Annotated in this window: 21 protein-coding genes and 2 pseudogenes; 22 read left to right on the forward strand and 1 reads right to left on the reverse strand. The window is 68.9% G+C overall.

Annotated features, from left to right (window positions below; translation table 11 throughout):
- Positions 1-34 precede the first annotated feature (34 nt).
- The 14 genes from ACMYLB_RS15290 to ACMYLB_RS15355 all read left to right on the forward strand — a co-directional run bounded on the left by ACMYLB_RS15290 (position 35) and on the right by ACMYLB_RS15355 (position 11,851).
- Entirely contained in the window at positions 35-649 is a 615-nt protein-coding gene (locus ACMYLB_RS15290; protein WP_415907834.1) for an alpha/beta hydrolase, read from the forward strand.
- Positions 650-822: 173 nt separating this feature from the next.
- Entirely contained in the window at positions 823-1,803 is a 981-nt protein-coding gene (locus tag ACMYLB_RS15295; RefSeq protein ID WP_415911096.1) for a potassium channel beta subunit family protein, read from the forward strand.
- A gap of 69 nt (positions 1,804-1,872) precedes the next feature.
- Positions 1,873-2,553: a metal-dependent hydrolase gene (locus tag ACMYLB_RS15300; protein WP_415907835.1), complete on the forward strand. Its 681-nt coding sequence runs from the start codon at positions 1,873-1,875 to the stop codon at positions 2,551-2,553.
- 267 nt (positions 2,554-2,820) lie between these two features.
- Positions 2,821-4,908, forward strand: a complete 2,088-nt coding sequence (locus tag ACMYLB_RS15305; RefSeq protein WP_415907836.1) for a thiamine pyrophosphate-dependent enzyme — start codon at positions 2,821-2,823, stop codon at positions 4,906-4,908.
- Between the two features lie 284 nt (positions 4,909-5,192).
- Positions 5,193-5,636 carry a hypothetical protein gene (locus ACMYLB_RS15310; protein ID WP_415907837.1) on the forward strand — a complete coding sequence of 148 codons (444 nt, stop codon included), beginning with the start codon at positions 5,193-5,195 and terminating at the stop codon, positions 5,634-5,636.
- Positions 5,637-5,699: 63 nt separating this feature from the next.
- Complete coding sequence (locus tag ACMYLB_RS15315) at positions 5,700-6,206, forward strand: hypothetical protein (protein ID WP_415907838.1); 507 nt, start codon at positions 5,700-5,702, stop codon at positions 6,204-6,206.
- Between the two features lie 58 nt (positions 6,207-6,264).
- Positions 6,265-6,780: a hypothetical protein gene (locus tag ACMYLB_RS15320; RefSeq protein ID WP_415907839.1), complete on the forward strand. Its 516-nt coding sequence runs from the start codon at positions 6,265-6,267 to the stop codon at positions 6,778-6,780.
- Between the two features lie 46 nt (positions 6,781-6,826).
- Positions 6,827-7,261 (forward strand): GFA family protein, encoded by a 435-nt coding sequence (locus ACMYLB_RS15325; RefSeq protein WP_415907840.1) that lies wholly within the window; start codon positions 6,827-6,829, stop codon positions 7,259-7,261.
- A gap of 27 nt (positions 7,262-7,288) precedes the next feature.
- Positions 7,289-8,044 (forward strand): metallophosphoesterase family protein, encoded by a 756-nt coding sequence (locus tag ACMYLB_RS15330; RefSeq protein ID WP_415907841.1) that lies wholly within the window; start codon positions 7,289-7,291, stop codon positions 8,042-8,044.
- Positions 8,045-8,139: 95 nt separating this feature from the next.
- Positions 8,140-8,355, forward strand: coding sequence for a hypothetical protein (locus ACMYLB_RS15335; protein ID WP_415907842.1), 216 nt, complete (start codon positions 8,140-8,142; stop codon positions 8,353-8,355).
- A complete protein-coding gene (locus ACMYLB_RS15340) occupies positions 8,352-8,654 on the forward strand; it encodes a type II toxin-antitoxin system RelE/ParE family toxin (RefSeq protein WP_415907843.1) in 303 nt (100 codons plus the stop codon). Before ACMYLB_RS15335 ends, ACMYLB_RS15340 begins: the two co-directional genes overlap by 4 nt.
- Positions 8,655-8,943: 289 nt before the next feature.
- Complete coding sequence (locus ACMYLB_RS15345; protein ID WP_415907844.1) at positions 8,944-9,180, forward strand: hypothetical protein; 237 nt, start codon at positions 8,944-8,946, stop codon at positions 9,178-9,180.
- Positions 9,181-10,691: 1,511 nt separating this feature from the next.
- Positions 10,692-10,919 carry a VF530 family DNA-binding protein gene (locus ACMYLB_RS15350; protein WP_415907845.1) on the forward strand — a complete coding sequence of 76 codons (228 nt, stop codon included), beginning with the start codon at positions 10,692-10,694 and terminating at the stop codon, positions 10,917-10,919.
- A 329-nt stretch (positions 10,920-11,248) separates the two neighbouring features.
- Complete coding sequence (locus ACMYLB_RS15355) at positions 11,249-11,851, forward strand: hypothetical protein (protein WP_415907846.1); 603 nt, start codon at positions 11,249-11,251, stop codon at positions 11,849-11,851.
- Positions 11,852-12,062: 211 nt separating this feature from the next.
- Here ACMYLB_RS15355 and ACMYLB_RS15360 read toward each other — a convergent pair whose 3' ends face one another.
- The gene (locus ACMYLB_RS15360) at positions 12,063-12,623 is read right to left on the reverse strand and encodes a hypothetical protein (protein ID WP_415907847.1); all 561 of its coding nucleotides are present in this window, start codon (positions 12,621-12,623) and stop codon (positions 12,063-12,065) included.
- 229 nt (positions 12,624-12,852) lie between these two features.
- On the opposite strand from ACMYLB_RS15360, the gene ACMYLB_RS15365 reads away from it, so the two are divergent.
- From ACMYLB_RS15365 to ACMYLB_RS15400, 8 genes and pseudogenes are all read left to right on the forward strand, one after another.
- Entirely contained in the window at positions 12,853-15,042 is a 2,190-nt protein-coding gene (locus ACMYLB_RS15365; RefSeq protein WP_415907848.1) for a right-handed parallel beta-helix repeat-containing protein, read from the forward strand.
- Between the two features lie 232 nt (positions 15,043-15,274).
- Positions 15,275-15,424 carry a hypothetical protein gene (locus tag ACMYLB_RS15370; protein WP_415907849.1) on the forward strand — a complete coding sequence of 50 codons (150 nt, stop codon included), beginning with the start codon at positions 15,275-15,277 and terminating at the stop codon, positions 15,422-15,424.
- 123 nt (positions 15,425-15,547) lie between these two features.
- Positions 15,548-15,700, forward strand: a complete 153-nt coding sequence (locus tag ACMYLB_RS15375; RefSeq protein ID WP_415907850.1) for a hypothetical protein — start codon at positions 15,548-15,550, stop codon at positions 15,698-15,700.
- A gap of 134 nt (positions 15,701-15,834) precedes the next feature.
- Positions 15,835-18,300, forward strand: a complete 2,466-nt coding sequence (locus ACMYLB_RS15380; RefSeq protein WP_415907851.1) for a glycogen/starch/alpha-glucan phosphorylase — start codon at positions 15,835-15,837, stop codon at positions 18,298-18,300.
- Positions 18,301-18,769: 469 nt separating this feature from the next.
- Positions 18,770-20,716: pseudogene (locus ACMYLB_RS15385) on the forward strand (PAS domain S-box protein); the annotation flags it as partial.
- Positions 20,717-20,789: 73 nt separating this feature from the next.
- Entirely contained in the window at positions 20,790-21,173 is a 384-nt protein-coding gene (locus ACMYLB_RS15390) for a response regulator (RefSeq protein ID WP_415911097.1), read from the forward strand.
- A 65-nt stretch (positions 21,174-21,238) separates the two neighbouring features.
- Positions 21,239-21,457: pseudogene (locus tag ACMYLB_RS15395) on the forward strand (response regulator); the annotation flags it as partial.
- A 311-nt stretch (positions 21,458-21,768) separates the two neighbouring features.
- A complete protein-coding gene (locus ACMYLB_RS15400) occupies positions 21,769-23,607 on the forward strand; it encodes a PAS domain S-box protein (protein ID WP_415911098.1) in 1,839 nt (612 codons plus the stop codon).
- Positions 23,608-23,609: the final 2 nt, after the last annotated feature.

Consider the following 23,609-nt stretch of genomic DNA (forward strand, 5'->3'; position numbering starts at 1 on the left):
ATCCGCCTCGCGCCTCCCGCGCCTCCGTCCTCCCATGTCCACGCTCTCCTACCAACACGTCTTCGAACCCGGTCGCGATCCCGCGGCCGCCCCGCTGCTCCTGCTCCACGGCACCGGCGGCGACGAACACGACCTCCTCCCCGTCGGCCGCCAGCTCGCGCCGGGCGCCGCGCTGCTCAGCCCGCGCGGCGATGTGCTCGAACGCGGCGCGCCGCGCTTCTTCCGCCGCTTCGCCGAGGGCGTGTTCGACCTCGCCGACGTCGAGCGGCGCACCCACGCCCTCGCCGACTTCATCGCCGCCGCGGCGCAGCACTACGGTTTCGACGCCTCGCGCCTCACCGCGCTGGGTTTCTCCAACGGCGCCAACATCGCCGCCTCGCTCCTGCTCCTCCGCCCGGAGTCGCTCGCCGCCGCCGTCCTCCTGCGCCCGATGGTCGTGCTCGAACCCGCCGCCGTGCCCTCGCTCGCCGGCAAGCGCGTGCTGATCTCCTCCGGCAACGTCGATCCGATCGTGCCGCCCGATCACCCGACGCGGCTCGCCGCGCAGCTGCGCCACGCCGGCGCCGACGTCACCCTGCGCACGCACGCCGCCAGCCACGGCCTCGTGCCGGGCGACTTCGCCGCGACGAAGGAGTTTCTCGCTTCGTAACTCCTCTTCCTCCGATGGAGGCGGGAGGCATCAGCCCCGTGAATTTCCGGCTTCGTCGCATGTGCCGCGCGGGGCTGATGGCCCCGCCTGCATCTTCCGCTCAGCTCCGCCCGCAGCGCGAGAAACCGCATTAGACAAATCGCCGCGCGTCCGCACACTCGACGCCTATGACGATGCCCTATCGCCGGGTCGGCACGACCGGTCTCAAAGTCTCCGCGCTGTCCTTCGGCGCCTGGGTCACCTTCGGCAACCAAGTCGGCGCCGACACCGCGCGCGACCTCATGCACACCGCCTACGACGCGGGCGTGAACTTCTTCGACAACGCCGAGGGCTACGCCGACGGCCAGGCCGAGGTCGTCATGGGCGAGATCCTCAAAAAATCCGGCTGGCGCCGCGGCAGCTACGTCCTCTCGACCAAGATCTATTTCGGCGCCGAGCACGACGGCCCCAACGAGATGGGCCTCTCGCGCAAGCACCTCATCGAGGGCTGCGAGGCCTCGCTCCGCCGCCTCCAGCACGACCACGTCGACCTCCTCTTCTGCCACCGCCCCGATCCCGAGACGCCGATGCTGGAGACCGTGCGCGCGATGCACGACCTCATCACGCAGGGCAAGGTCCTCTACTGGGGCACCAGCGAGTGGAGCGCCGAGCAGATCAACGAGGCCTTCGCCGTCTGCGACAAGTTCGGCTTCCACGCCCCCGTCGTCGAGCAGCCGCAATACAATCTCTTCCACCGCTCGCGCTTCGAGAGGGAACTCACGCCGCTCTGCAAGGCGCGCGGCTACGGCACCACCATCTGGTCGCCCCTCGCCAGCGGCCTCCTCACCGGCAAATACAACGAGGGCGTCCCCGCCGACTCGCGCCTCCACATGGAGAGCCTCGAGTGGCTGCGCAAGCGCCTCACCGGCTTCGGCTCCGAGCGCAAGATCGAGGCGGTGAAGAAATTCGCCGCCATCGCCCAGCGCATCGGCGCGCCGCTCCCGCAGGTCGCCATCGCCTGGTGCCTGAAAAACCCCCACGTCAGCACCGTCATCCTCGGCGCCTCCCGCCCCGAGCAGCTGCGCGAGAACTTCGGCGCCCTCGCCACCCTCGACAAGATGAGCGCCCAGGTCATGGCCGAGCTCGACGCCATCTCCCGCACCGTCGCCGAGTGACGCGCGCCCGCCGTCCTCCGTCTTTCGCCCTCCGCCCTCAGTCCTCCGCTCTCCGTCCCCGCTCGCGCCATGCGTCTCACCTACTACGGCCACTCCACCTTCCTGCTCGAGACGGGCCTGGCGCGCTTCGTCTTCGATCCGTTCTTCGACGACAACCCCGCCAGCCCGGTCAAGGCCCGCGACATCACCTGCGACTACGTCCTCGTCTCGCACGGCCACTCCGACCACTGCTGCGACGCCCTCGCCATCGCCCAGCGCACGGGCGCGACCATCGTCGCCAATTACGAGATCGCCGAATACTTCGCGAAAAAGGGCGCGCGGACCATCGACCTCAACCCCGGCGGCGGCATCAACCTCCCCTGCGGCCGCCTCAAGCTCACGCCCGCGCTCCACACCTCCAGCATCGAGCTCGAGCCCGAGCCGCCCTACGGCGGCGTCGCCTGCGGCTTCCTCCTCTCCGTCGACGGCAAGCAGGTCTACCACGCCGGCGACACCGCGCTGTTCTCCGACCTGGCGCTCATCGGCCGCAGCGGCCTCGACCTCGCGCTGATCCCCATCGGCGACCACTACACCATGGGACCCGACGACGCGCTCCTCTCGCTCGGCTACCTGCGCCCGAAGCTGACCGTGCCGATGCACTACAACACCTGGCCGAAAATCGCCCAGGACGGCGACGCCTTCGCGCGCCGCGCCGCGCTCGCCAACTACCCCGTCCGCGCCCTCAAGCCCGGCGAGTCGCTCGAGTTCTGAGGCCGGTCGTCGCGCTCGCGCCCGACCGCCCTTCGCGCATTCATTTTCTGGAGGCGGGGCCATCAGCCCCGCGGAGCATGGCTTCGATCGCGAGATCCCGCGGGGCTGATGGCCCCGCCTCCACGGACAACGCCACCCCGCACCCCTTCATCCCTCCCTGATTAGCCCGCGTGCGCCACCCCGCGCCCATTCTGATGACGCGGCTGAGCCCTAAATTTTCCTCGCCGCCCGCCCCTCCCGCCGCACCGTCCTTTTGTCATAAGCGCAATGACGTTCCCCGCGACCCCCACGCCGTTCCAACGCCGCGATCTCCGCCTCGCCGACCTCGAACGCGACCGCTCCGGCTCGCTCCTCCAGCTCTACGCCTGGATGCAGCTCGCACGCACCGGCGACAACCGCATCCTCGACCTCTTCCGCCAGGGCCTCATCCGCGGCACCGTCACCGGCGGCCAGGGCAACGAGTCGCTCATCTGCCCGCTCGCCCTCCTCGCCGACAAGTCCGTCGACGTCGTCTCCTTTTCCCACCGCGGCTTCGGCGGCCACCTGATCTGGAGCGGCCACCTCGGCGACCACCTCGCGCAATACTTCGCCAACTCCGGCAGCCCCACCAAGGCCCGCGAGGGCAACATCCATCACGGCGACCCCGCCGCGCGCAGCCTGCCGATGATCTCCCATCTCGGCATCATGCTCTCGAACGTCATCGGCGCCGTCGATTCCCAGCGCCGCGCCGGCCGGCCCGCCGTCGGCTTCGCCTTCTTCGGCGACGGCTCGAGCTCCACCGGCGACGTCCACGAGTCGCTCAACCTCGCCTCCGTCCTCGGCGTCCCGGTCGTCTTCGTCATCGAGAACAACAAATACGCCTACTCCACGCCGGTCTGCGAACAGTTCGTCTCGCCCAATCTCTTCGAACGCGCCCGCGGCTACGGCATGGAGGGCTTCGCCCTGGACTGCCACGACCCCGAGCACGTCCTCCGCACGCTCGGCGCCGCCATTGACCGCGCCCGCACCACCGCGCGCCCGGTCCTGGTCGAGGCCCACACCTTCCGCCTGCGCGGCCACGCCGCCTACGACACCTGCGACTACATGAAGCCCGGCGAAGCCGAGGCCATCCTCGCCGAGGATCCGCTCCCGCGCTGGCGCGCCACGCTCGCCGCCGCCGGCCTCGGCGCGCAGCTCGACGCCATCGACGCGCAGGTCCGCGACTTCGTCGAATCCTCGATCAAGGCCGCCATGGCCCTCCCGCCCATCACGCCGGAAGGCATGCTCGAAGAACTCTTCGCCCCGGAAGCGCCCGCCTTGCCGTGGCTTCCCTCTCTCAACTCTCAACCCTCAACGCTCAACTCCTCCGAGCTCTCAACTCTCAACTCTCAACCCTCAACGGGCGAAGCCCTGACCCTGGCCCAGGCCATCAACCGCGCTCTCCGCAAGATCCTCGCCGAGCGCCCCGAGTCGCTCGTGCTCGGCCAGGACATCGGCACCTACGGCGGCGCGTTCAAGGTCACCGAAGGCCTGCTCAAGGATTTCGGCCGCCCGCGCGTCCTCAGCACACCGCTCTGCGAATCCGCCTCCACCGGCTACGCCATCGGCCTCGCCAGCATCGGCCACCGCCCGATCGAGGAATTCCAGTTCGCCGACTTCGCCACCGACGCCACGACCCAGCTCGTGCTCAACGCCGCGACCTATCACTTCCGCGCCGGCCAGAAAGTCCCGCTCGTGCTCCGCTTCCCCTGCGGCGGCGGCCTCACCTTCGGCTCTTTCCACTCCCAGGAACTCGAGTCCGCCCTCCTCTCCTTCCCCGGCCTCAAGGCGCTCTACCCCTCGACCCCGCAGGACGCCTTCAACGCCCTCCTCGCCGCCTACGAGGACGACAATCCCGTCATCGTTTTCGAACACAAGGGCCTCTACCGCCGCGGCAAGCACCCCGTGCAGTGGGACCCGAATTACCGCGCCGTCTGGCAACCGCGCCACGTGCGCACCGGCGACTTCGCCACCATCGTCACCTACGGCGAGATGGTCCTGCACTGCGCCGACGCCTGCCAATACTTTCAGGACGAATACGAGACCACCTTCGACCTCTTCGACCTGCGCGCGCTCTCGCCGCTCAAGCTCGACGCGATCAAGGCCTCCGTCGCGCGCACCGGTCGCCTCGTCATCGTCCACGAGGGCCGCAAGACGCACGGCTTCGGCGCCGAGCTCGTCGCCCGCCTGACCGAGGAACACTGGGGCCAGCTCAAGGCCGCCCCGCTCCGCATCGCCGCGATGGATATTCCGGTCCCCTTCGCCCCCGAACTCGAAGCCGCCTACCGCCCGAGCAAGGACAAGATCATCGACGCCATCGCCGCGTGGATGGGATGAGGAGATTTTCGATTTAGGATTCTCGATTTTCGATTCCCCGCAGGTAGGGCGAGTCGTCCCCGACGCGCCGCCTCACGCGCCTACCTCGCCCGCCAGATGGTCGCCGTCGTCCCGGCGGCGACGAGCGCGCAGTCCTCAACGGATTGATTTGCCACCCCGCGCCCCTGTTCGTCGGCCGCACAGTCGGCTTGCCGTCCCCCTCATCGCCTCCCAGCCTCGCCCCCACGGGCCAACCCCCAGTGAGGTTTTTCACTGAATCTGCATAAGACTGCTAGGAATTTCCCATGCCCGGACGAATCATCGCACTCTACGTCATTCTAGGTCTGCGCTTCCTCACCGGCGGGATCGCAATGGTGAAAAGCTTTCCTCCCGCCTCTGCTGCCTCAGCGTTTACTAGCAGCGTCGCAACGTTCGAGTTTGCCGCCTGCTTGTTCATGCTAATCGCACTTTTTCAAAGAAAGAGCTGGGTTGTGTGGGTATTCCGCGGATACATCGCGATCGTGATACCATTCAGTTTGATCCTGATGTGGTTCGCCGCGCTCGCCAAAGAGAGGAATGGGGAGGATTTTGCCTGGAATGCTTTCGCGGGTGGAGTGATGGCGGCGATCGGATTTGCTTGGTTTGCGTGGTATGTCGGCCGAGGACCCACCCGTGAGTTCCTTCACGCCCAAGTGGCCGGCAAACAAGAGCCGCAGCTCACCGCAAAGCGAGAAGAGCATGCCCAGTAGTCCTCACAGCCAACTCCGGGGCGCTAGCGCTCCCCTGCGTGGCCGACCTCAAGCGTTGGACGAATGAACTGGTCTCGAACACTCCTCATTCTGGCGCTCACGTCGTCCGCATGCGCTGCTGAGCCGAAAGAAGTCGCTGAGGCCGCCATGCGTGCTTGGGTTTCCCACGACGCGAAGAAACTCTATCCACTTTCGCACCCCGACTTGATTTTGCGCATGAGAAGCGCGCGGCTCATTCAATTCTACCTGGAGCGCCACGCGGAGAAGCGCGCAGTTCCGAAGTCTGGCTCGGACGCCGATGTCGTGGCGCTAATGTGCGAAGCACTAGCGGCGATTGTCCCACCGCGCGATGGTCGGTTCGTTTACGAGGATCGTTACGTTGCGACGAAAGAAACCGGAGATCTCGCAATCGTTACCTTTGAAAGCTCTGTCACCCCTGCGGGTAGCGCGGCGAAAGCTCGAAGTTCGCCGACCGAGTTCGCGCTGAAGAGGGAAGAGGGAAAGTGGCTTTTCCTATGGTCACCGTCCGTGAGCATTCACGTGGATCTAGCGTGGGATCCGAGACCATGAAGAAGAGACTGCCCAGCCACCCGAGCCCACTCCAGGAAGCTGACGCTACCCGAATAAAATGAACCTCTGGACCAAGCGACTTCTCATCCTTCTTTCCGTCGGCGGCGGCTATTGTGGCCTCGTTTTTATGTTCCTGCTTTTTCCGCAAGTGAATGGGCGGATTTTCGGCTACCTGCTGGTGTCGGCGATGATGGCCACCTTTGCGTTCGGAATCTTCAGTGGCCTCAGATTCATCGAGGATGAAGCGAAGGGCTTGAGGCTGCTGCGCTGGTTCTTCGCCATTCAGATACCCATCGTATCATCGCCGGTGTTCGCCTATCAGCTCAGCTCGGGCGCCGCCGCGAACCTGAGCTTCATTGGCTCAAATCTGGCGGCGTTTGGGCGCTTCGGCAGCGAGATGGGCGTGTGGATTCTGCAGGACCGTCCCTGGGGATTGGGACTGAACGTTTTCGCCCTGGTGATGTTCATCTGGACCGGCCGCCTCCTGCAAAACCAAGAGATTGGCCAGCCATCGTCACCGGGCCACCCGCAGGAGAGCCTTTCACTGAAGAGCACGATCCCAACCAACACCTGAGGGCTCGCCTGCCCACGGCCGGGCCCTAGCGTCCGTCCCGCCCACCATGACCCCCATCTCTGGATCCTGCCTCTGCGGCCAGGTGACCTATGAGGTCACCGGGACTCCGCTCCGCTTTCTCTATTGCCACTGCCGCTCCTGCCAGAAATCGAGCGGCTCCCTGCATGCCGCAAACCTGGCGTTCCCCGGGGACTCCGTCCGCTGGACGCAGGGCGAGGATCTCGTCGCGCTCTTCGTCGACACGCAGGAGAACCCGGGATTCCCGCGGGGCTTTTGCCGGAACTGCGGCTCGCCCGTGCCGAAGCGGAGCCGCAACGGACAGTTCTGGGTCGTGCCGAGCGGATCGCTGGATGCTGACCCGGACCTCCGGCCGCAGGCCAACATCTACTGGGCCGAGCGCGCGCCCTGGTGCGTGCCGGTGGACCAGATCCCCCGGCACGAAGGACCGCTGGTCCAGCCCGAGAGCGGCAATCCCCGCTGACGTCGCGCTTCATCCCGCCCCAGCCCGATGAAGATCGCTTTGCTCGCCGACATCCACGGCAACTCCGTCGCGCTGGACGCCGTGCTCGCCGACATCGCGCGGAGCGGCGGCGTCGACGGCTATTGGCTCCTCGGCGACCTGGTGGCGCTCGGCCCCGATCCGGCCGTTGTCCTGACCCGGGTCACGGCGCTGCCGCACGCGCAGTTCATCCGCGGCAACACGGATCGTTACGTGAGCGAGGGCGATCGCCCGCCGCCCACGCCGGCGGAGGTCGCGCGGGACCCCGCGCTGCTCCCGCGTCTCGTCGAGGTCGAGCGGACCTTCACTTGGACGCAGGGCGTCCTCGCCGCCAGCGGCTGGAGCGACTGGCTCCGGCAACTGCCCCTGGAATTCCGGACCACCCTGCCCGACGGCACGCGCCTGCTCGCCGTTCACGCGAGCCCCGGCCGGGACGACGGCGACGGATTCCAACCTCCGGCCGACGATGCCGCGTTCGCGGCCCTGCTCTCCGGTTGCGACGCCGACACGATCTGCGTGGGGCACACGCATCTGCCGCTGCAGCGCACCGTGGGAGCGAACACGGTCTTCAACCCCGGCGCCGTCAGCCTCTCGCGCACGGCGGACCGGCACGCGCACTACGCGATCCTGGAGGCGTCGGCCGCCGGCCACGCCTTCGTCCGCCGTTCGGTGTCCTACGACGTCGACCGCGTCGTCGCGCAGCTCGAAACCCGGTCGCACCCCGGCCGCGCCTTCATCATCCGGCATCTCCGCGCAAGCGGATAGACACCCGCACGACGTCGGCCCAGAGCGCCAGCGCGTCGCATCCCCGCGCAAAACGGGAGATTGATTTCCCCGACGGGTTGCGCGACCGTGCCGGCGTGAAGCCTGCCGCCGCCATCATCGCCGAGATCAAGGCTCTCCCGCCAGCGGAGCTCGCCGAGGTCTCCGCGTTCATGCTGGAAGCCGAGCACGCCGATCCGGCACTTCAGGTCGCTTTGCAACGCCAGGCGAGTTCATCCACGGGCCAAGTGGTCAGCCGTCCCTACGAGCAGGTGCAAGCCGCCGTCCGGACCGCGCTGAACGCGGCTCGATGAGGATCGTTCTTCACCCCGAAGCCGAGCGCGAGTTCACCGCCGCCGCGCTGCGTTATGAGCGGGAGCGCGCCGGACTCGGCGGCGATTTCATTGCCGCGGTGGACCACGCCGTCGCTGAACTCCGCGCCCACCCCCATCGTTGGCGCGTGATCAAGTCGGACGTGCGCCGCGGCCTGCTTCCCAGATTTCCTTACGCGTTCTACTATTGGGAAAAGATCGCGGGCGAGGAGCTGGAAATCCTCTCGATCAGCCACAGCAAGCGCCACCCGCTCCATTGGGCATCGCGCCACGAGACCTGAGTTCGCCTCGCCGCGCCCATCGATGCCCAGTCCTGAATCCTTCAAGCGCGAACACGTCAGGAGCGAGCCCGCTTCGACGGCCCGCTCGATGGCTTGGTCGTCCGGCATCGTTGCTTAGTCGCCCGACTTCGCCGTTTCGCTTTCCCGGTCCGTTCGCGCCCAAGCGTTATCCCCGGCACCCCGGCCTTGCCACGCCTACCGCGCTTCGCAAGCTCCCGTGCCCGGGCCAACCCGCGGTGAGGTTTTTCATCGTCTCCCTATCCCTTCGTCGAAGTCTTCCGCTCCCGCTATGCATGAACCTGCCTCTGCTGCCATCGCGCTGGTCAGCCTGCTGCCGATGCTCCTGGTCTTCCTTGTCGTTGCCATCGCGATCTTCGTCATGGCGCCGCGCAAGGGACGGTCGAGAGCCTGGGCCATTCTCGGCCTGCTGCCTCTGGTAAACGTGCTCGTCCTGATCTGGCTGGCCTCGCTCACGGACAAGGCCGTGCTCGACGCGCTCGCGGAACTCCGGCGCCGCAGCTCGTAACTCGCCGCGCGATCGGCGCCGTCTCGCTGCCGGCCGCGACGCCCGCGCTCGCACGCCCAAGTGCGCCGAAGGCATCCCGGTAGGGGCGGTTGCCCTCAACCGCCCTGATGCCCGCAACGTGGCCACGCCCTCGTTCCAGGACGGTTGGAGGCTACCGAGCGCAGCGACATCGGACATCGTCCCTACCTGAAGCAGCGCGCGTTTCTTCGGTAGGGGCGCTTGTCCCCAAGCGCCCTTTCGCTCGCGGCATGATGGCACGTTTGAGGGCGGTTGAGGACTACCGAGCGTAGCGACATCGGACACCGCCCCTACCGGATCGATGCATGAATGTGGAGGCGTCGTCCGGGACATCGCGACATCGCCCGGGTGATTCGCGGCGATTCGGGTTATTCGCGGGCAGTCCGGTTGGTTTTCGTGGTTTGGGTGCGTTTCGCGGGCGCCGCCACGGTCGAGGGCGGTTGAGGACAACCGCCCCTACCTTACGAACGCCCCCGTCGCGGACAGGGGCTCCTCAATTGCGCGGCGCCCGGGGTGCGATGCTTCCGGTCACCTCGCGCCTGCGGCGCCGCTCCGGGCACCGGAATCAACCACTTGCGCAATTGCTCGACCGCAGTGGGTCATTGCTTCTCGCGAGAGGGTCATTGCTTCACGCGCCGAGCTCATTGTTTTACACGCCGACCCGATTGTTTGAGCGGCCGAGCTCATTGCTTGAGGCGCTGAGGCGATTGTTTGACCGCCGTGCGTCATTGTTTCCCACGCCAACCCGATTGTTTTACACGCCGAGGCGATTGTTTACACGGACGACCCGATTGCTTGAGCCGCCGAGCTCATTGCTTGAGCCGCCAACTCAATTGTTTCGTTTCCCAACTCAATTGCTTCGCCTCCCGACTCAATTGCTTCGCCTCCCGACTCAATTGCTTCGTGGCCCGGCTCTATTGTTTCGGGGGACGAGTCTATTGTTTTGGGCTCCAACTCCGTTGTTTCGGCGGACGAGTTCCTTGTTTTGCCGGACGGCTCGATTGTTTGGTCGGACGACGTCGTTGCGGGGGGCACCGCGCGTGTTGCTCGGAGGCGCGAGCGTGTCGCTCGGGCGCTCTGCCTCGTTCTAGGGCGATTGAGGGCTACCGCCCTTACCTCAATCCGTGTTTCGCCGGTAGGGGCTCTTGTCCTCAAGCGCCCTTTCGTTCGCGGCGCGATGCCACGTGCAAGGGCGGTTGAGGACTACCGAGCGTAGCGACATCGGACACCGCCCCTACCGGTCATGGACGCTTGCGCGGGCGGCGTCCGGGACATCGCGCCATCGCGCGGGTGATTCGCGGCGATTCGCGTCATTCGCGGGCGAAGCGGCCTCCCCTTTTCGTGTGTTTGGTGTGTTTCGTGGGCCCTTCCTCATTCGAGGGCGGCTGAGGGCTACCGAGCGCAGCGACATCGGACACGGCCCCTACCCTGGAACGATGGCGGGGCGTTTTCCTCCGTGCCTTCCGGGCGCGGCGCGGTCACAACTCTCCGCGATGGCCCACTCTTCCAACGACCCGCTGCATGGTGTCACGCTCGAGAAGTTGCTCACGGAGCTCGTCGCCGCGTTCGGTTGGGCGGAGCTGGGGCGGCGGGTGCCGGTGCGGTGCTTCCTCTTCGACCCGAGCATCAAGTCGAGCCTCACGTTCCTGCGGAAAACGCCGTGGGCACGCGCGAAGGTCGAGGCGATCTACGTCGAGTGGAAGCGCGGGACGCCGGGTTGAGGGAGGACCGCCTTAATCGGTCGAGGCGCTTGTCCCCAAACACCCTGCGCGCGCGGCAGGCCCGACGCACGGCGCCGGGTGACGCGGGCGGCAAACCGAGGGCCGTTGGGGACTACCGAGCGAAGCGACATCGGACACGGCCCCTACCGGGTGCTTGTCTCGTGGTAGGGGCGCTTGCCCTCAAGCGCCCTGCGCCCGCGGCACGCCAGTGCGCGCGGACCGGGTGCGCGCCGGCTCGCTTTCCGGGGGTTCCGGTGTTGCGTGAGGATCGCTTGCTCGCTTTTCACCGCTCCCGTCGTCTCTCCCGTCGCTCGCGCGCCGTCTCAGCCGTGATCGGGATCGCGGCCGTGTTGTGGATGGTGTGGCAATTTGCCTTCCAGACCGCCGTCGGGCCGCCGCCCTCGCCGGTCGTCGCGTTGCCCGCGGAACGCCTGGCGTTCGCCTCGCTGGCGCCGGACGAGGAGATCGTCGTCATTCTCATTTCGCACCGCCGGCAACCGGTGGAACTGCGCTTTCGCGGCCAGGCCGGCGGCCCGCAGCTGATCGTCTCCGACGTGGTGTGGACGGAGAGCGACCGCGCGTGGAAGATGGCGCGCGTGCGCGCCGTGCGGCCGCTGGCGGCGGCGGAGGCGACCGGCCTCGATGCCGTCGTGGCGCACCTGCGCGCCGCGAAAGGTCCCGACCGGATGCACGCCGCCACCTACGAGATCGAGCACCGGCGCAACGAGAGCACGGTGGGCCAGGAGACGCTGTTCCAGACCGCGCTCGTGAGCGACTGGACCGCGGAGAAACGCTTCCCGCGCGAGGCGCCCGACGCCCGCCGCGATCTCGAGGCGGCGGCCGCGCGCGCGGGTGTCAGCCGCGAGGAACTCGAACGCTGGGTGACGTTCGAGTCGCTCGTGCCGCCGGACGACCCCGAGCCGGACGCGTGAGAACGCGCGCGCGATACGATCGGCCGTAACGCGTCGAACGGTAGGGGCGCTTGTCCCCAAGCGCCCTGCGCGCGCGGCATAACCCGCGCACGGCTCACACGGTGACGCGGGCGGCAAACCCAGGGCCGTTGGGGACAACGGCCCCTACCTTCGGAACGTGTTTCGTGGTAGGGGCGCTTGTCCTCAAGCGCCCTTCACGCGACGCGACTCGTCACGGCCAGAGCCAGAAGAACACGGCGGCGGAGCCGGCCGCGTAAAGCGCGGCGTCGAGGAGATACTTCGCCGAACCCGACCAGGGGCGCATCATCCAGATCGACTCGGTGACCGTCCCGAAGCCGTGGGCGATGAAGGTGACGGCGCCGACCAGCTTCGCGGCGGCGCGGGCGTGGTTGTGATCGAGACCGAAAACGCGACCGGCGAGGTAGCCGGCGACCGCGGCCACCACGAGGCTCCAGAGAAACCATTGGCCGAGGTATTTTCCCATGTTGGGCTGGCCGTTGGGGCCGATGGTGAGGTGCGCGACCGGGCCTTCCTGATACTTCTGCTTCATCGCCTCGCTGCCCATGTCCTTCATGTCGGCGCAATGCGGCAGGACGTAGCGGCCGGGGGCGGGCCGGCCCGCGCGGATCGCATCGCGCACGGCGTCCTCGTTGGCGAGCGCGCCGTAGTCGCCGGCGTGCCATTTGAAAACCATGTGGATGAGCGAGCTGATGACGAACACGACCACCGCGCTGAGCAGGATCGGCAACCAGAGGGAGAACAGGGCGTTCATGGGGGTAAGGTTGGGGGTGAGACCGACGCTGGGGAACGCGCCATCCCTCGCAGAAGCGCCGCCCGGACGAAAGCGGGAAAATGGCGCGGCGCCCGCGCGCGACACCACGCGGCGGCGCGCGCGCGGCCGAACATCCGACGCGCCGCGGGCGTCCGCGCGCCTGCGTCATCACTGAAATTTCAATCGCTCTCCGCTTGCCGCGGGCGGCGCGCGGCGGAGAGATCGTGGCATGCGTTCTCTGGTCGTCGGCGGTTCATTCCTGGTGTTGGCGTTGTCCGTCGCGGCGGCGCCGCGCGTCTTCGAGGTCGGGCCCGGGCGTCCGCTCGCGAGCCTCGAGACCGCGCGCGACGCCGTGCGCGCCGCGCGGGCGGCGGGTGAGCTGCCCGCGGGTGCGGTCGTGCGCGTCGCGGCCGGGCTCTACCCGCTCGAGCGGACGCTCACGCTCGATGCGCGCGACGCCGGCACGGCCGCGGCGCCCGTGCGCTGGGAGGCGCAGCCCGGCGCCGTGCTGTCGGGCGGCCGGACGGTGACCGCCGCGCCGCTGACCGACGCCGCGCTGCTCGCGCGCCTGCCGGCGGCGGTGCGCGGGCAGGTGCGCGTGATCGACCTGCGCGCGCAGGGCATCGCGGACTTCGGCCGGATCGCCCAGCGCGGCAATCCCGGCCTCGAACTCTTCTTCCGCGGCCGGCGCCAGCCGCTCGCCGCCTACCCCAACGAGGGCTGGCTCCTCATCGCCGACGTGCCGCAGACCGGCGCGAAGCGCTTCAACGAAGGCCTCGCGCGCGAGAAGCGCTTCGACGGCGTGCCGGCGGGGCGGCACTACGGCCGCATCGCCTACGACGGCGACCGGCCGTCGCACTGGTCCGCCGACAACGAGATCTACGCCCACGGCTACTGGACCTGGGACTGGAGCGACACCTACCAGCGCGTGCAGGCGATCGACGCCGCGAAGCGCGAGGTGACGTTCGCCGAGCCGCACCACTCCTACGGCTACACGAAGCACCAGCGCTACCGTTTCCTCAACGTGCTCGAGGAGCTCGACGCCCCCGGCGAGTGGGTGCTCGATCGCGCGCGCGGCCGGATCTACTTCCTCCCGCCGGCGGAGCCGCGCGCCGGCGACCTCGTCGTCTCCCTGCTCGAGGCGCCGCTCGTGCATCTCGACGGCGCGAGTCACGTCGTCTTCGCCGGCTTCACGCTCGAAACCAGCCGCGGCACGGGTGTGCTCGTGAGCGGCGGCGAGGGCTGCACGCTCGCCGGCCTTACCCTGCGCAATCTCGGCGGCGAAGCGGTGACGATCGACGGCGGCCACCGGCACACCGTGCAAAGCTGCGACTTCTTCGAGCTCGCCAACGGCGCCGTGCGCGTCACCGGCGGCGACCGCCGCACGCTCGAGCCCTCGGGCCACCGCGTGCTCAACAACCACATCCATCATGCCAGCCAGTGGCTGCGCACCGGCCAATACGGCGTGATGATCGACGGCGTCGGCCACCGCGTGGCGCACAATCTCGTCCACGACCTGCCCTTCGAGGCGTTCTATCTGCGCGGCAACGACCACGTGCTCGAGTTCAACGAGGTCCATCGCGTCTGCCTCGAGACCGGCGACGCCGGCGGCATCCACACCGGCCGCGACTACACCTGGCGCGGCAACGTCATCCGCTACAATTACTGGCACGACCTCAAGGGGCCCGGCCTGCACGGCGTCACCGCGGTCTACCTCGACGATTTCTCCAGCGGGTTCACCGTGCACGGAAACATCTTCTACCGCGCCGGCCGCGGCGTGCAGGTCGGCGGCGGGCGCGACAATCGCGTCACGAACAACCTCTTCGTCGAGTGCCAGCCCGCGGTGCATCTCGACGCGCGCGGGCTCGGCTGGGCCAGCAACTACTTCAACGGCGAGTATCCGTGGCTGTTCGACCGTTTCCGCGAGATCGGCGGCGACCGGCCGCCCTACGCCACGCGTTATCCGGCGCTCGTGACGCTGCTCGCCGACCAGCCCGCCGTGCCGAAGGGCAACGTCTTCCGCGCGAACCTGTCGTGGGGCGGCCGCTGGATGGACGTCTACGACTACTGGGCGTTCGACTTCCACGGCGTGACGACGCTGCGCGACAACTGGATCGCCGACGCGGCGTTCATCCGGCGCCGCGCGCAAAAGGAGGATTTCTGGGATCCCTACTACCTGAACATCGACGGCGAGGCCGGCTACCGCACCTGGCGGCGCGACGAGCCCGAGACGCAGCGCGAGTTCGCCGGCAACCGCCTCGCGGCGGAGGCGCCCGGCGCCTTCGACCCGCGCACGCTGCGCTTCACGCCCCGCGACGCGGCGGCGCTGCGCACGCTCGGCTTCGAACCGATCCCGGTCGAGCAAATCGGCCTGCAGGTCGACGCCTGGCGCAAGACGGTGCCGGAGCGCGTGCCGTAAGCGAGCCGGCTCCGGGGCCCGAGGTCACGCGTTCCACGACTGCGCCTCGCCGAGATTGTATCCCATGTAGCAGGCGCGTCATGCCAGCCTGCTACCAACACGGGATCGACGACGCACCCGCAAGGCCTAAGCCGTTGTCGGCGTCGGATGAAATCTCCAAGAAATCGTAAATGTCTGACTTTTCGTCGACGCGCCCTTTTCTACCCCGGCGCCGCCCCTCATCAACGACGCCGTGTTCAGCTTCTGCATGGCAAAAAAAGACAACGCTTGGATCGCGACCGACCGTCGCGAACGTCTCAAACTCATCGCCACCGTTCTCGTGTCCGTCGGTGCGCTGGCCGCGGGCTTCGGGTTGCTGATCTTCGGGCTCGTCGGCCACTGAAGCCGCCCTCGGGCGGACGGATTTGCCCGCGAAAATGTGCATTCCTTGCCGAAGTTGCGCATCGGTTTGCGCTCCGACCGGGAAAAGCTTTTCACCCCTGCGGACGTGCGCTGATTTGCCGTCATGCGCCTCCCGCTGTCGTCATCCCACACCGAGAACGCCTGGATCGCCAACGATCGCCGCGAGCGGCTGAAATTCGCCGCCGCCACCCTGGCCCTGTTCGGATCGGCCTTCGGCGGGCTCCTCTTCGTCGCCTACACGCTCTACGCCAGCTGAGGCACCCCGGATTTGCCCTTGGCGCGGGCCGGGGCCCGCAGTAATAGATTTGCGCGCCGCACGCGCGGCGCACGACTGGCCCGCCGCCTTTTCACGCGGACGGCGCCGCGCAGCCGGGTTCACCACCTCCGCCCATGAACTCGCCGGCTCCCTCCTCGCTCGCGTCCGACAACTCCGTCGCCGCCATCCAGCGCGACATCGCCGACAAGCTGTTCTGCATGCTCGCGCGCTTCCCCGAGGTCGCGACGCCGCACGACCGCTACCTCGCCGTCGCCTACGCCGTGCGCGACCGCCTGCTCCGCAACTGGGTCGCCACGGCGCACTCCTACTTCGAGCACGCCAGCCGCACCGCCGTCTACCTGTCGGCGGAGTTCCTCATCGGCCCCCAGCTGGGCAAGAACCTGCTCAACCTCGGCCTCACCGAGCCGTTCGTCGCCGCCATCCGCGGACTCGGTTGGGATCCCGACGAGATCTTCGCCCAGGAGGCGGAGCCCGGCCTGGGCAACGGCGGGCTCGGCCGCCTCGCCGCCTGCTACCTCGACTCGATGGCCACGCTCGAACTGCCGTCGATCGGCTACGGCATCCGCTACGAGTTCGGCATCTTCGACCAGGAAATCCGCAATGGCTGGCAGGTCGAGCGCAGCGACCGCTGGCTGCGCCTCGGCTACCCGTGGGAGATCGCGCGCCCCGAAATCGCCTTCCCGCTCAAGCTCGGCGGCCGCACCGAGGCCTACCACGACCGCCACGGCGCCTACCGCGTGCGCTGGATCCCCGAGCGCGTGATCGTCGGCACGCCCTGCGACACCCTGGTGCAGGGCTACGGAGTGAAAACCGTCAACCTCCTCCGCCTCTGGAAGGCCGAGGCGCACGAGTCGTTCGATTTCCAGGCCTTCAACTCGGGCGACTACTACGGCGCCGTGCTCGACAAGATCGCCTCCGAGAACCTCACCAAGGTCCTCTACCCGAACGACGAGGTCGCCGCCGGCAAGCAGCTCCGGCTCGAGCAGCAATACTTCTTCGTCTCCTGCTCGCTGCAGGACATGATCCGCATCCACCGGCAGCGCGACCCCTCCCTCGCCAACTTCCCCCACAAATACGCCGTCCAGCTCAACGACACGCATCCCGCCCTCGCCGTGGCCGAGCTGATGCGCCTGCTCGTCGACGAGCACGAGCTGGGCTGGGACGAGGCCTGGGCGATCACGCGCCGCACCTTCGCCTACACCAACCACACCCTGCTGCCCGAGGCGCTCGAGCGCTGGCCGCTGCCGCTCTTCGCCCGCCTCCTCCCGCGCCACCTCGAGCTCATCCTCGAGATCAACCGGCGCTTCCTCGACGAGGTGCGCGCGCGGTTCCCCGGCGACGACGCGCGCGTCCGCCGCCTCTCGCTCATCGACGAGACCGGCGAGCGCTCCGTCCGCATGGCGCACCTCGCCTGCGTCGGCGCGCACGCGATCAACGGCGTCGCCACGCTCCACTCGCGCCTCCTCGCCGCGACCGTGCTGCGCGACTTCCACGACCTCTGGCCGGAGAAATTCTCCAACCAGACCAACGGCGTCACGCCCCGTCGCTTCCTCGCCCTCGCCAATCCCGGGCTCGACGCGCTCATCTCGCGCCGCATCGGCCGTGGCTGGCTGCGCGACCTCGCCCGGCTGCGCGAGCTGGAGCCGTTCGCCGACGACGCCGAGTTCCGCGCCGACTGGCAGCGCGTCAAGCTCGCCAACAAGGCCGCGCTCGCCCGCCTCCTCGCGCGCGAGACCGGCATCGCACCCGGCCCCGTCTCGCTCTTCGACGTGCAGGCCAAGCGCATCCACGAATACAAGCGCCAGCACCTGAACGCGCTCCACGTCGCCGCGCTCTGCCTGCGCCTGCAGCGCCAGCCGGAGCTCGACCTGCCGCCGCGCACCGTGATCTTCGCCGGCAAGGCCGCGCCGGGCTACCGCTTCGCCAAGCTCATCATCCGTTTCATCAACGCCCTCGCCGAGACGATCGACGCCGACCCCGCGACGCGCGACCGCCTGCGCGTGGTCTTCTTCCCCAACTTCAACGTCAAGTCCGCCCAGTCGATCTACCCCGCCGCGGACCTCTCCGAGCAGATTTCCACCGCCGGCAAGGAAGCCTCCGGCACCGGCAACATGAAGTTCGCCCTCAACGGCGCGCTCACCATCGGCACGCTCGACGGCGCCAACATCGAGATCCGCGAGCAGGTCGGCGCGGAGAATTTCTTCCTCTTCGGCCTCGACGCCGCCGCGGTCGCCGCGCGCCACGCCGCCGGCTACCGCCCGGGCGACGTCCTGGCGCAGGACGCCGAGCTGCGCGAGGTGCTGGAGCGGATCGCCGCCGGCTACTTCTCCCACGGGGACCGCGCGCTCTTCGCCCCGCTGGTCGAGAACCTCCGCGACCACGACCCCTACCTCGTGCTGGCCGACTTCCGCGCCTACGCCGATTGCCAGCTCCGCGTCGGCGAGGCCTACCGCGACACCGAGAACTGGACGCGCCGCTCGATCCTGAGCGTCGCGCGCATGGGCTACTTCTCCTCCGACCGCGCCATCGCCGGCTACGCCCGCGACGTCTGGCGGATCGACCCCGTGCCCGTCGCCTGAGTCCGCACCGGCCCCGCGCCGGCCCGCGGGAGCGGCCTCGACATTCCCGGGGCAGGACGCACACTCGCGTCCATACCCCCTCGCACGGCGCGTCCGTCGCATGATCCTCCCTGCTCACCTGCCGAAAATGCTCGGTCGTTTCCTGGAGCAACTCCGCTCGCGCGCGGCGTGGATTGCGGTCGGTTACGCGTTGTTCGCGACGCTCTGGATCCTGTTCTCCGACCAGGCGCTCAGCCTGCTGTTCAACAATCCCGAGGACTTCGTGCGCTGGAGCGTCTACAAGGGCATCGCCTTCGTCGTCCTCACCTCCGGCCTGCTGCTGTTGCTGATGCACCGCGCGTTCGGCGCCATGGAGGCGGGCTACGCCTTCCTCCAGGCCCAGCAGGGGGAGATCCAGCGCCTCAACCAGCTCTACAACGCCCACCGCCAGATCAACCAGGCCATCGCCCGCGTGTCCGGCCGCGAGGAAATGCTCCGCCGCATCTGCGCCGTGCTGGTGGAGCACGGCGGCTTCCGCCTCGCCTGGGTCGGCTGGCACGACCCCGCCACGCAGCAGCTCGACACCATCGCCACCGCCGGCGCGGGCGGGGACTACATCCGCTCCCTCGCCCTCTTCGCCGACAAGCGCCCCGAGGGCCAGGGCCCCACCGGCCGCGCCTTCCGCAACGGCCGGCCCTATGTCTGCAACGACGTCGCGTTCGACCCGATCATGGAGCCGTGGCGCGGCGACCTGCTGGCGCACGGCCTGCCCGCGATGGTCGCGTTGCCCCTGCGCCAGGGCGGCCACTCTGTCGGCGTGATCAACGTCTTCGCCAGCCGCGCCGGCTACTTCCAGGAGCGCGAACTCGAGCTGCTCACCGAGGCGGCCGACGATCTCTCCTTCGCCCTGGAGAGCTACGCCCGCGAGGAGGAGCGACGCCGCGCCGAGGCCCGCGCCCACGGCGAGCGCACGTTCTCGGACACCATGATCGACAGCATGCCGGGCGTGCTGTATTTCTACGACACCAACGGGCGGTTTCTCCGCTGGAACAAGAATTTCGAGCGGGTCTCCGGCTACGGCCCCGACGAGATCGCCCGCCTGCACCCGCTGGATTTCTTCGCCCCGGAGGAACGGGCTGCGGTCGAGGCGCGCATCGCCGAGGTCTTCACCACCGGCGAGTCCTCCGTCGAGGCGTCCTTCCGCGCCAAGGACGGCCGCCGCACGCCCTATTTCTTCACCGGCCGCCGCGTCGAGTTCGAGGGCCGCACCTGCCTCGTCGGCGCCGGCATCGACATCTCCGAGCGGCGCCGCGCCGAGCTCGTCCTCGGGGAAACCCAGGAGCGCCTCCGCGTCGTGGTGGAGAACCTCCGCGAGGGCCTCGTCATCGCCGAGCCCGGCGGCGACTTCCTCCACTGGAACCCCGCCGCGCTGCGCCTGCTCGGCTTCGACGACGCCGACGAGGGCCGCCGCTGGCAGCGCCGCTTCTCCGAGGTGTTCGAGCTGCACACGCTCGACGGCGCGCCGCTGCCGCCGGAGGACTGGCCGCTCGTGCGCGTCCGCCGCGGCGAGACGCTCGACAACGTCGAGGTGCGCGTCCGCCGCCGCGCCGGCGACTGGGAACGCATCCTCAGCTACACCGGCTCGCAGGTGACCTACGCCGGCGGCCGCACCCTGGCCTTCCTCACCCTCCAGGACATCACCGCCCGCAAGCGCACCGAGCGCCTCCTGCGCGACACCAACGAGAACCTCGAGCGCGCCGTCGCCGCGCGCACCGCCGAGCTGCAGTCCGCCCTCGAGCGCGCCGAGGCCGCCGACCGGATCAAGTCCGCGTTCCTCGCCACCATGTCCCACGAGCTGCGCACGCCGCTGAACTCCATCATCGGCTTCACCGGCATCGTGCTCCAGGGCCTCGCCGGCCCGCTCAATCCCGAGCAGACCAAGCAGCTCGGCATGGTCCGCACCAGCGCCCGCCACCTCCTCGAGCTCATCAACGACGTGCTCGACATCTCCAAGATCGAGTCCGGCCAGCTGGAGGTGCGCGCCGAGCCCTTCGACCTCGACGACGCCCTCGCCCGCATCGGCGGCCTCGTCCGCCCGCTGGCGGAGAAGCGCGGCCTCGCGCTCGAGCTCCGCGCCACGCCCCCGCTCGGCCACGTCACCGGCGACCGCCGCCGCGTCGAGCAGATCCTGCTCAACCTCCTCAACAACGCCGTGAAGTTCACCGAACGCGGCCGCGTCACGCTCGAGGCCGCGCGCCTGCCCTCCGGCGCCGTGCGGCTCCGCGTCACCGACACCGGCATCGGCATCAAGCCCGCCGACCTCGCCTCGCTCTTCCAGCCCTTCCGCCAGATCGACAGCGGCCTCGCCCGCCAGCACGAGGGCACCGGCCTCGGCCTCGCCATCTGCCGGCGCCTCGCCGAGCTCATGGGCGGCGACATCGCGGCCGCCAGCGAATGGGGCCAGGGCAGCGTCTTCACCGTCCACCTTCCCTCCCGCCCGTCCCGCCGCCATGAACCGCACCATCCTGCTCATCGAGGACAACGAACAGAACCGCTACCTCGCCACCTTCCTCCTCGAGCAGCGCGGCCACCGCGTCGTCGCGGCCGTGGACGGCGCCGCCGGCATCGCCGCCGCTGCCACGCTCCAGCCCGACCTCATCCTCCTCGACATCCAGCTGCCGCGCATGGACGGCTACGCCGTCGCCCGCGCGCTCCGCGCCATCGAGTCCCTCCGCGCCACGCCCATCATCGCCGTCACCTCCTACGCCATGGTCGGCGACCGCGAGAAGTCCCTCGCCGCCGGTTGCACCGGCTACATCGAGAAACCCATCAACCCGGAGACCTTCATCTCCGAGATCGAGCGCATCGCCTTCGCCGCGCCCCCCGCCCCATGAACCGCGTCCTCGTCGTCGACGACAAAGAGCAGAACGTCTACTACCTCCAGGCCCTCCTCTCCGGCCACGGCGACACGGTCGACACCGCCCGCCACGGCGCCGAGGCGCTGGTCAAGGCCCGGCTCAATCCGCCCGACCTCATCGTCTCCGACCTGCTCATGCCCGTGATGGACGGCTACACGCTGCTCCGGCACTGGAAGGCCGACGCGCGCCTGCGCCGCATCCCCTTCGTCGTCTACACCGCCACCTACACCGAGGAGGAGGACGAGCGCCTCGCTCTCAGCCTTGGCGCCGACGCCTTCATTCTCAAGCCCGCCGAGCCCGAGGATTTCCTCGCCCGCATCGCCGAAGTGCGCGCCCGCGTCGCCACGCACGCGCCCCACGTCCCCAGCTCGCGCCCGCCGACGAGAACCAGCTGCTCAAGACCTACAGCGAGACGCTCATCCGCAAGCTCGAGGAAAAGACCCTCCAGCTCCAGGAGACCAACCGCGCGCTCGAGCAGGACATCGCCGAGCGCAAGGCCGTCGAGGCCGCGCTCCGCGAGCGCGAAGCCGAGTTCCGCCTCCTCACCGAGACCATCCCCCACATCGTCTGGATCGCGCGGGCCGACGGCGCGCACACGCACTTCAACCGCCGCTGGCTCGAGTTCACCGGCCTCTCCCACGACGCCAGCCTCGGCGAAGGCTGGCTGCACGCGTTCCACCCCGACGACCACGCGCGCACGCTGGCCCGCTGGCAGCAGGCGATCGCCACCGGCGAGCCCTACGAGATCGAATACCGCCTCCGCCGCGCCGACGGCACCTACCACTGGATGCTCGGCCGCGCCATCCCGCTGCGCGACATCACCGGCACCATCGTCCGCTGGTTCGGCACCTGCACCGACATCGACGAGATGAAGCGCGCGCAAAGCCGCATCGCCGAGCAGGCCGCGCTCCTCGACCAGACCCAGGACGCCATCATCGTCCGCGACCTCCAGCACCGCATCGTTTACTGGAACAAGGGCGCCGAGCACCTCTACGGCTGGACCGCCGAGGAGGTGTCCGGCCGCTCGATCAACGACCTGCTCTACCGCGACCTCGGCCAGCTCACCAACGCCACCGAGTCGCTCGTCCGCCACGGCCAGTGGAGCGGCGAGCTGCGCCACTTCACCAAAGCCGGCCGCGAGGTCACCATCGAGAGCCGCTGGCGCCTCCTGCGCGACGCGCACGGCCACCCCACCTCCGTCCTCGCCGTCAACACCGACGTCACCGAGCGCAAGCTCATCGAGGCGCAATTCCTCCGCGCCCAGCGGGTCGAGAGCATCGGCACGCTCGCCGGCGGCATCGCCCACGACCTCAACAATCTGCTTTCCCCCATCGTCATGTCCGTCGGCCTCCTGCGCGAGGGCGCGCTCACTCCGGCCGACCGCAAGCTCGTCGACGCCATCGAGACCAGCGCCAACCGCGGCACGGAACTGGTGAAGCAGGTCCTCTCCTTCGCCCGCGGCGTCGAGGGCGCGCGCATCCCGGTGCTCCCCGGCCACCTCGTCCGCGAGATCGAGTCCCTCGTCCGCAACACCTTTCCCAAGAACATCACCTTCAGCGCCGAGATCGCTCCCGGCACCCACTACGTCCACGGCGATCCCACCCAGCTCAACCAGGTCCTGCTCAACCTCTGCGTCAACGCCCGCGACGCCATGCCGGGTGGCGGCCGCATCACCGTCCGCGCCGGCAACACCGAGATCGACGCGTCCTGCGCCGACGCCCACCCGTCGCTCGCCCTCGGCTCCTACGTCGAGCTCGAGGTCAGCGACACCGGCTGCGGCATCCCGCGCGAGGTCATCGACCGGATCTTCGAGCCGTTCTTCACCACCAAGGAGCCCGGCAAGGGCACCGGCCTCGGCCTCTCCACCGTCCTCGGCATCGTGCGCAGCCACGGCGGCTCCGTGCAGGTGAACAGCGAGCCGGGCCGGGGCACCACCTTCCGCATCCTCCTACCCGCCCAGCGCGGCGCCGCCCCGGTCGCCCCGCGCGACCATGGCGCCCCGCAATACCCGCAGGGCCGCGGCCAGACCGTCCTCGTGGTCGACGACGACGCCATGGTCCTCTCCGTCACCCGCCAGACGCTCTCCACCTACAACTACCGCGTGCTCGCCGCCGAGGACGGCGCCCAGGCCATGGCCGTCTTCGCCACCGAGCGCGACCGGATCGAGCTCGTCCTCACCGACCTCATGATGCCGGTCATGGACGGGCTCGCGCTGATCGCCGCCATCCACCGCCTCAAGCCCGACACGCGCATCGTCGCCATGACCGGCCTGCAGGACAACGTGAACGGCGCCCGCATCATGAAGGCCGGCATCGAACACGTTCTCGCCAAGCCCTACACCGGCGCCGACCTCCTCCAGCTCGTCGCGCGCGTCCTGGCCGAACCGGCCGGCCGCGCGCCCGCGGACTGAGC

The organism is Oleiharenicola sp. Vm1, assembly GCF_047777955.1.
In the GTDB taxonomy this organism is placed as follows: domain Bacteria; phylum Verrucomicrobiota; class Verrucomicrobiia; order Opitutales; family Opitutaceae; genus Didemnitutus.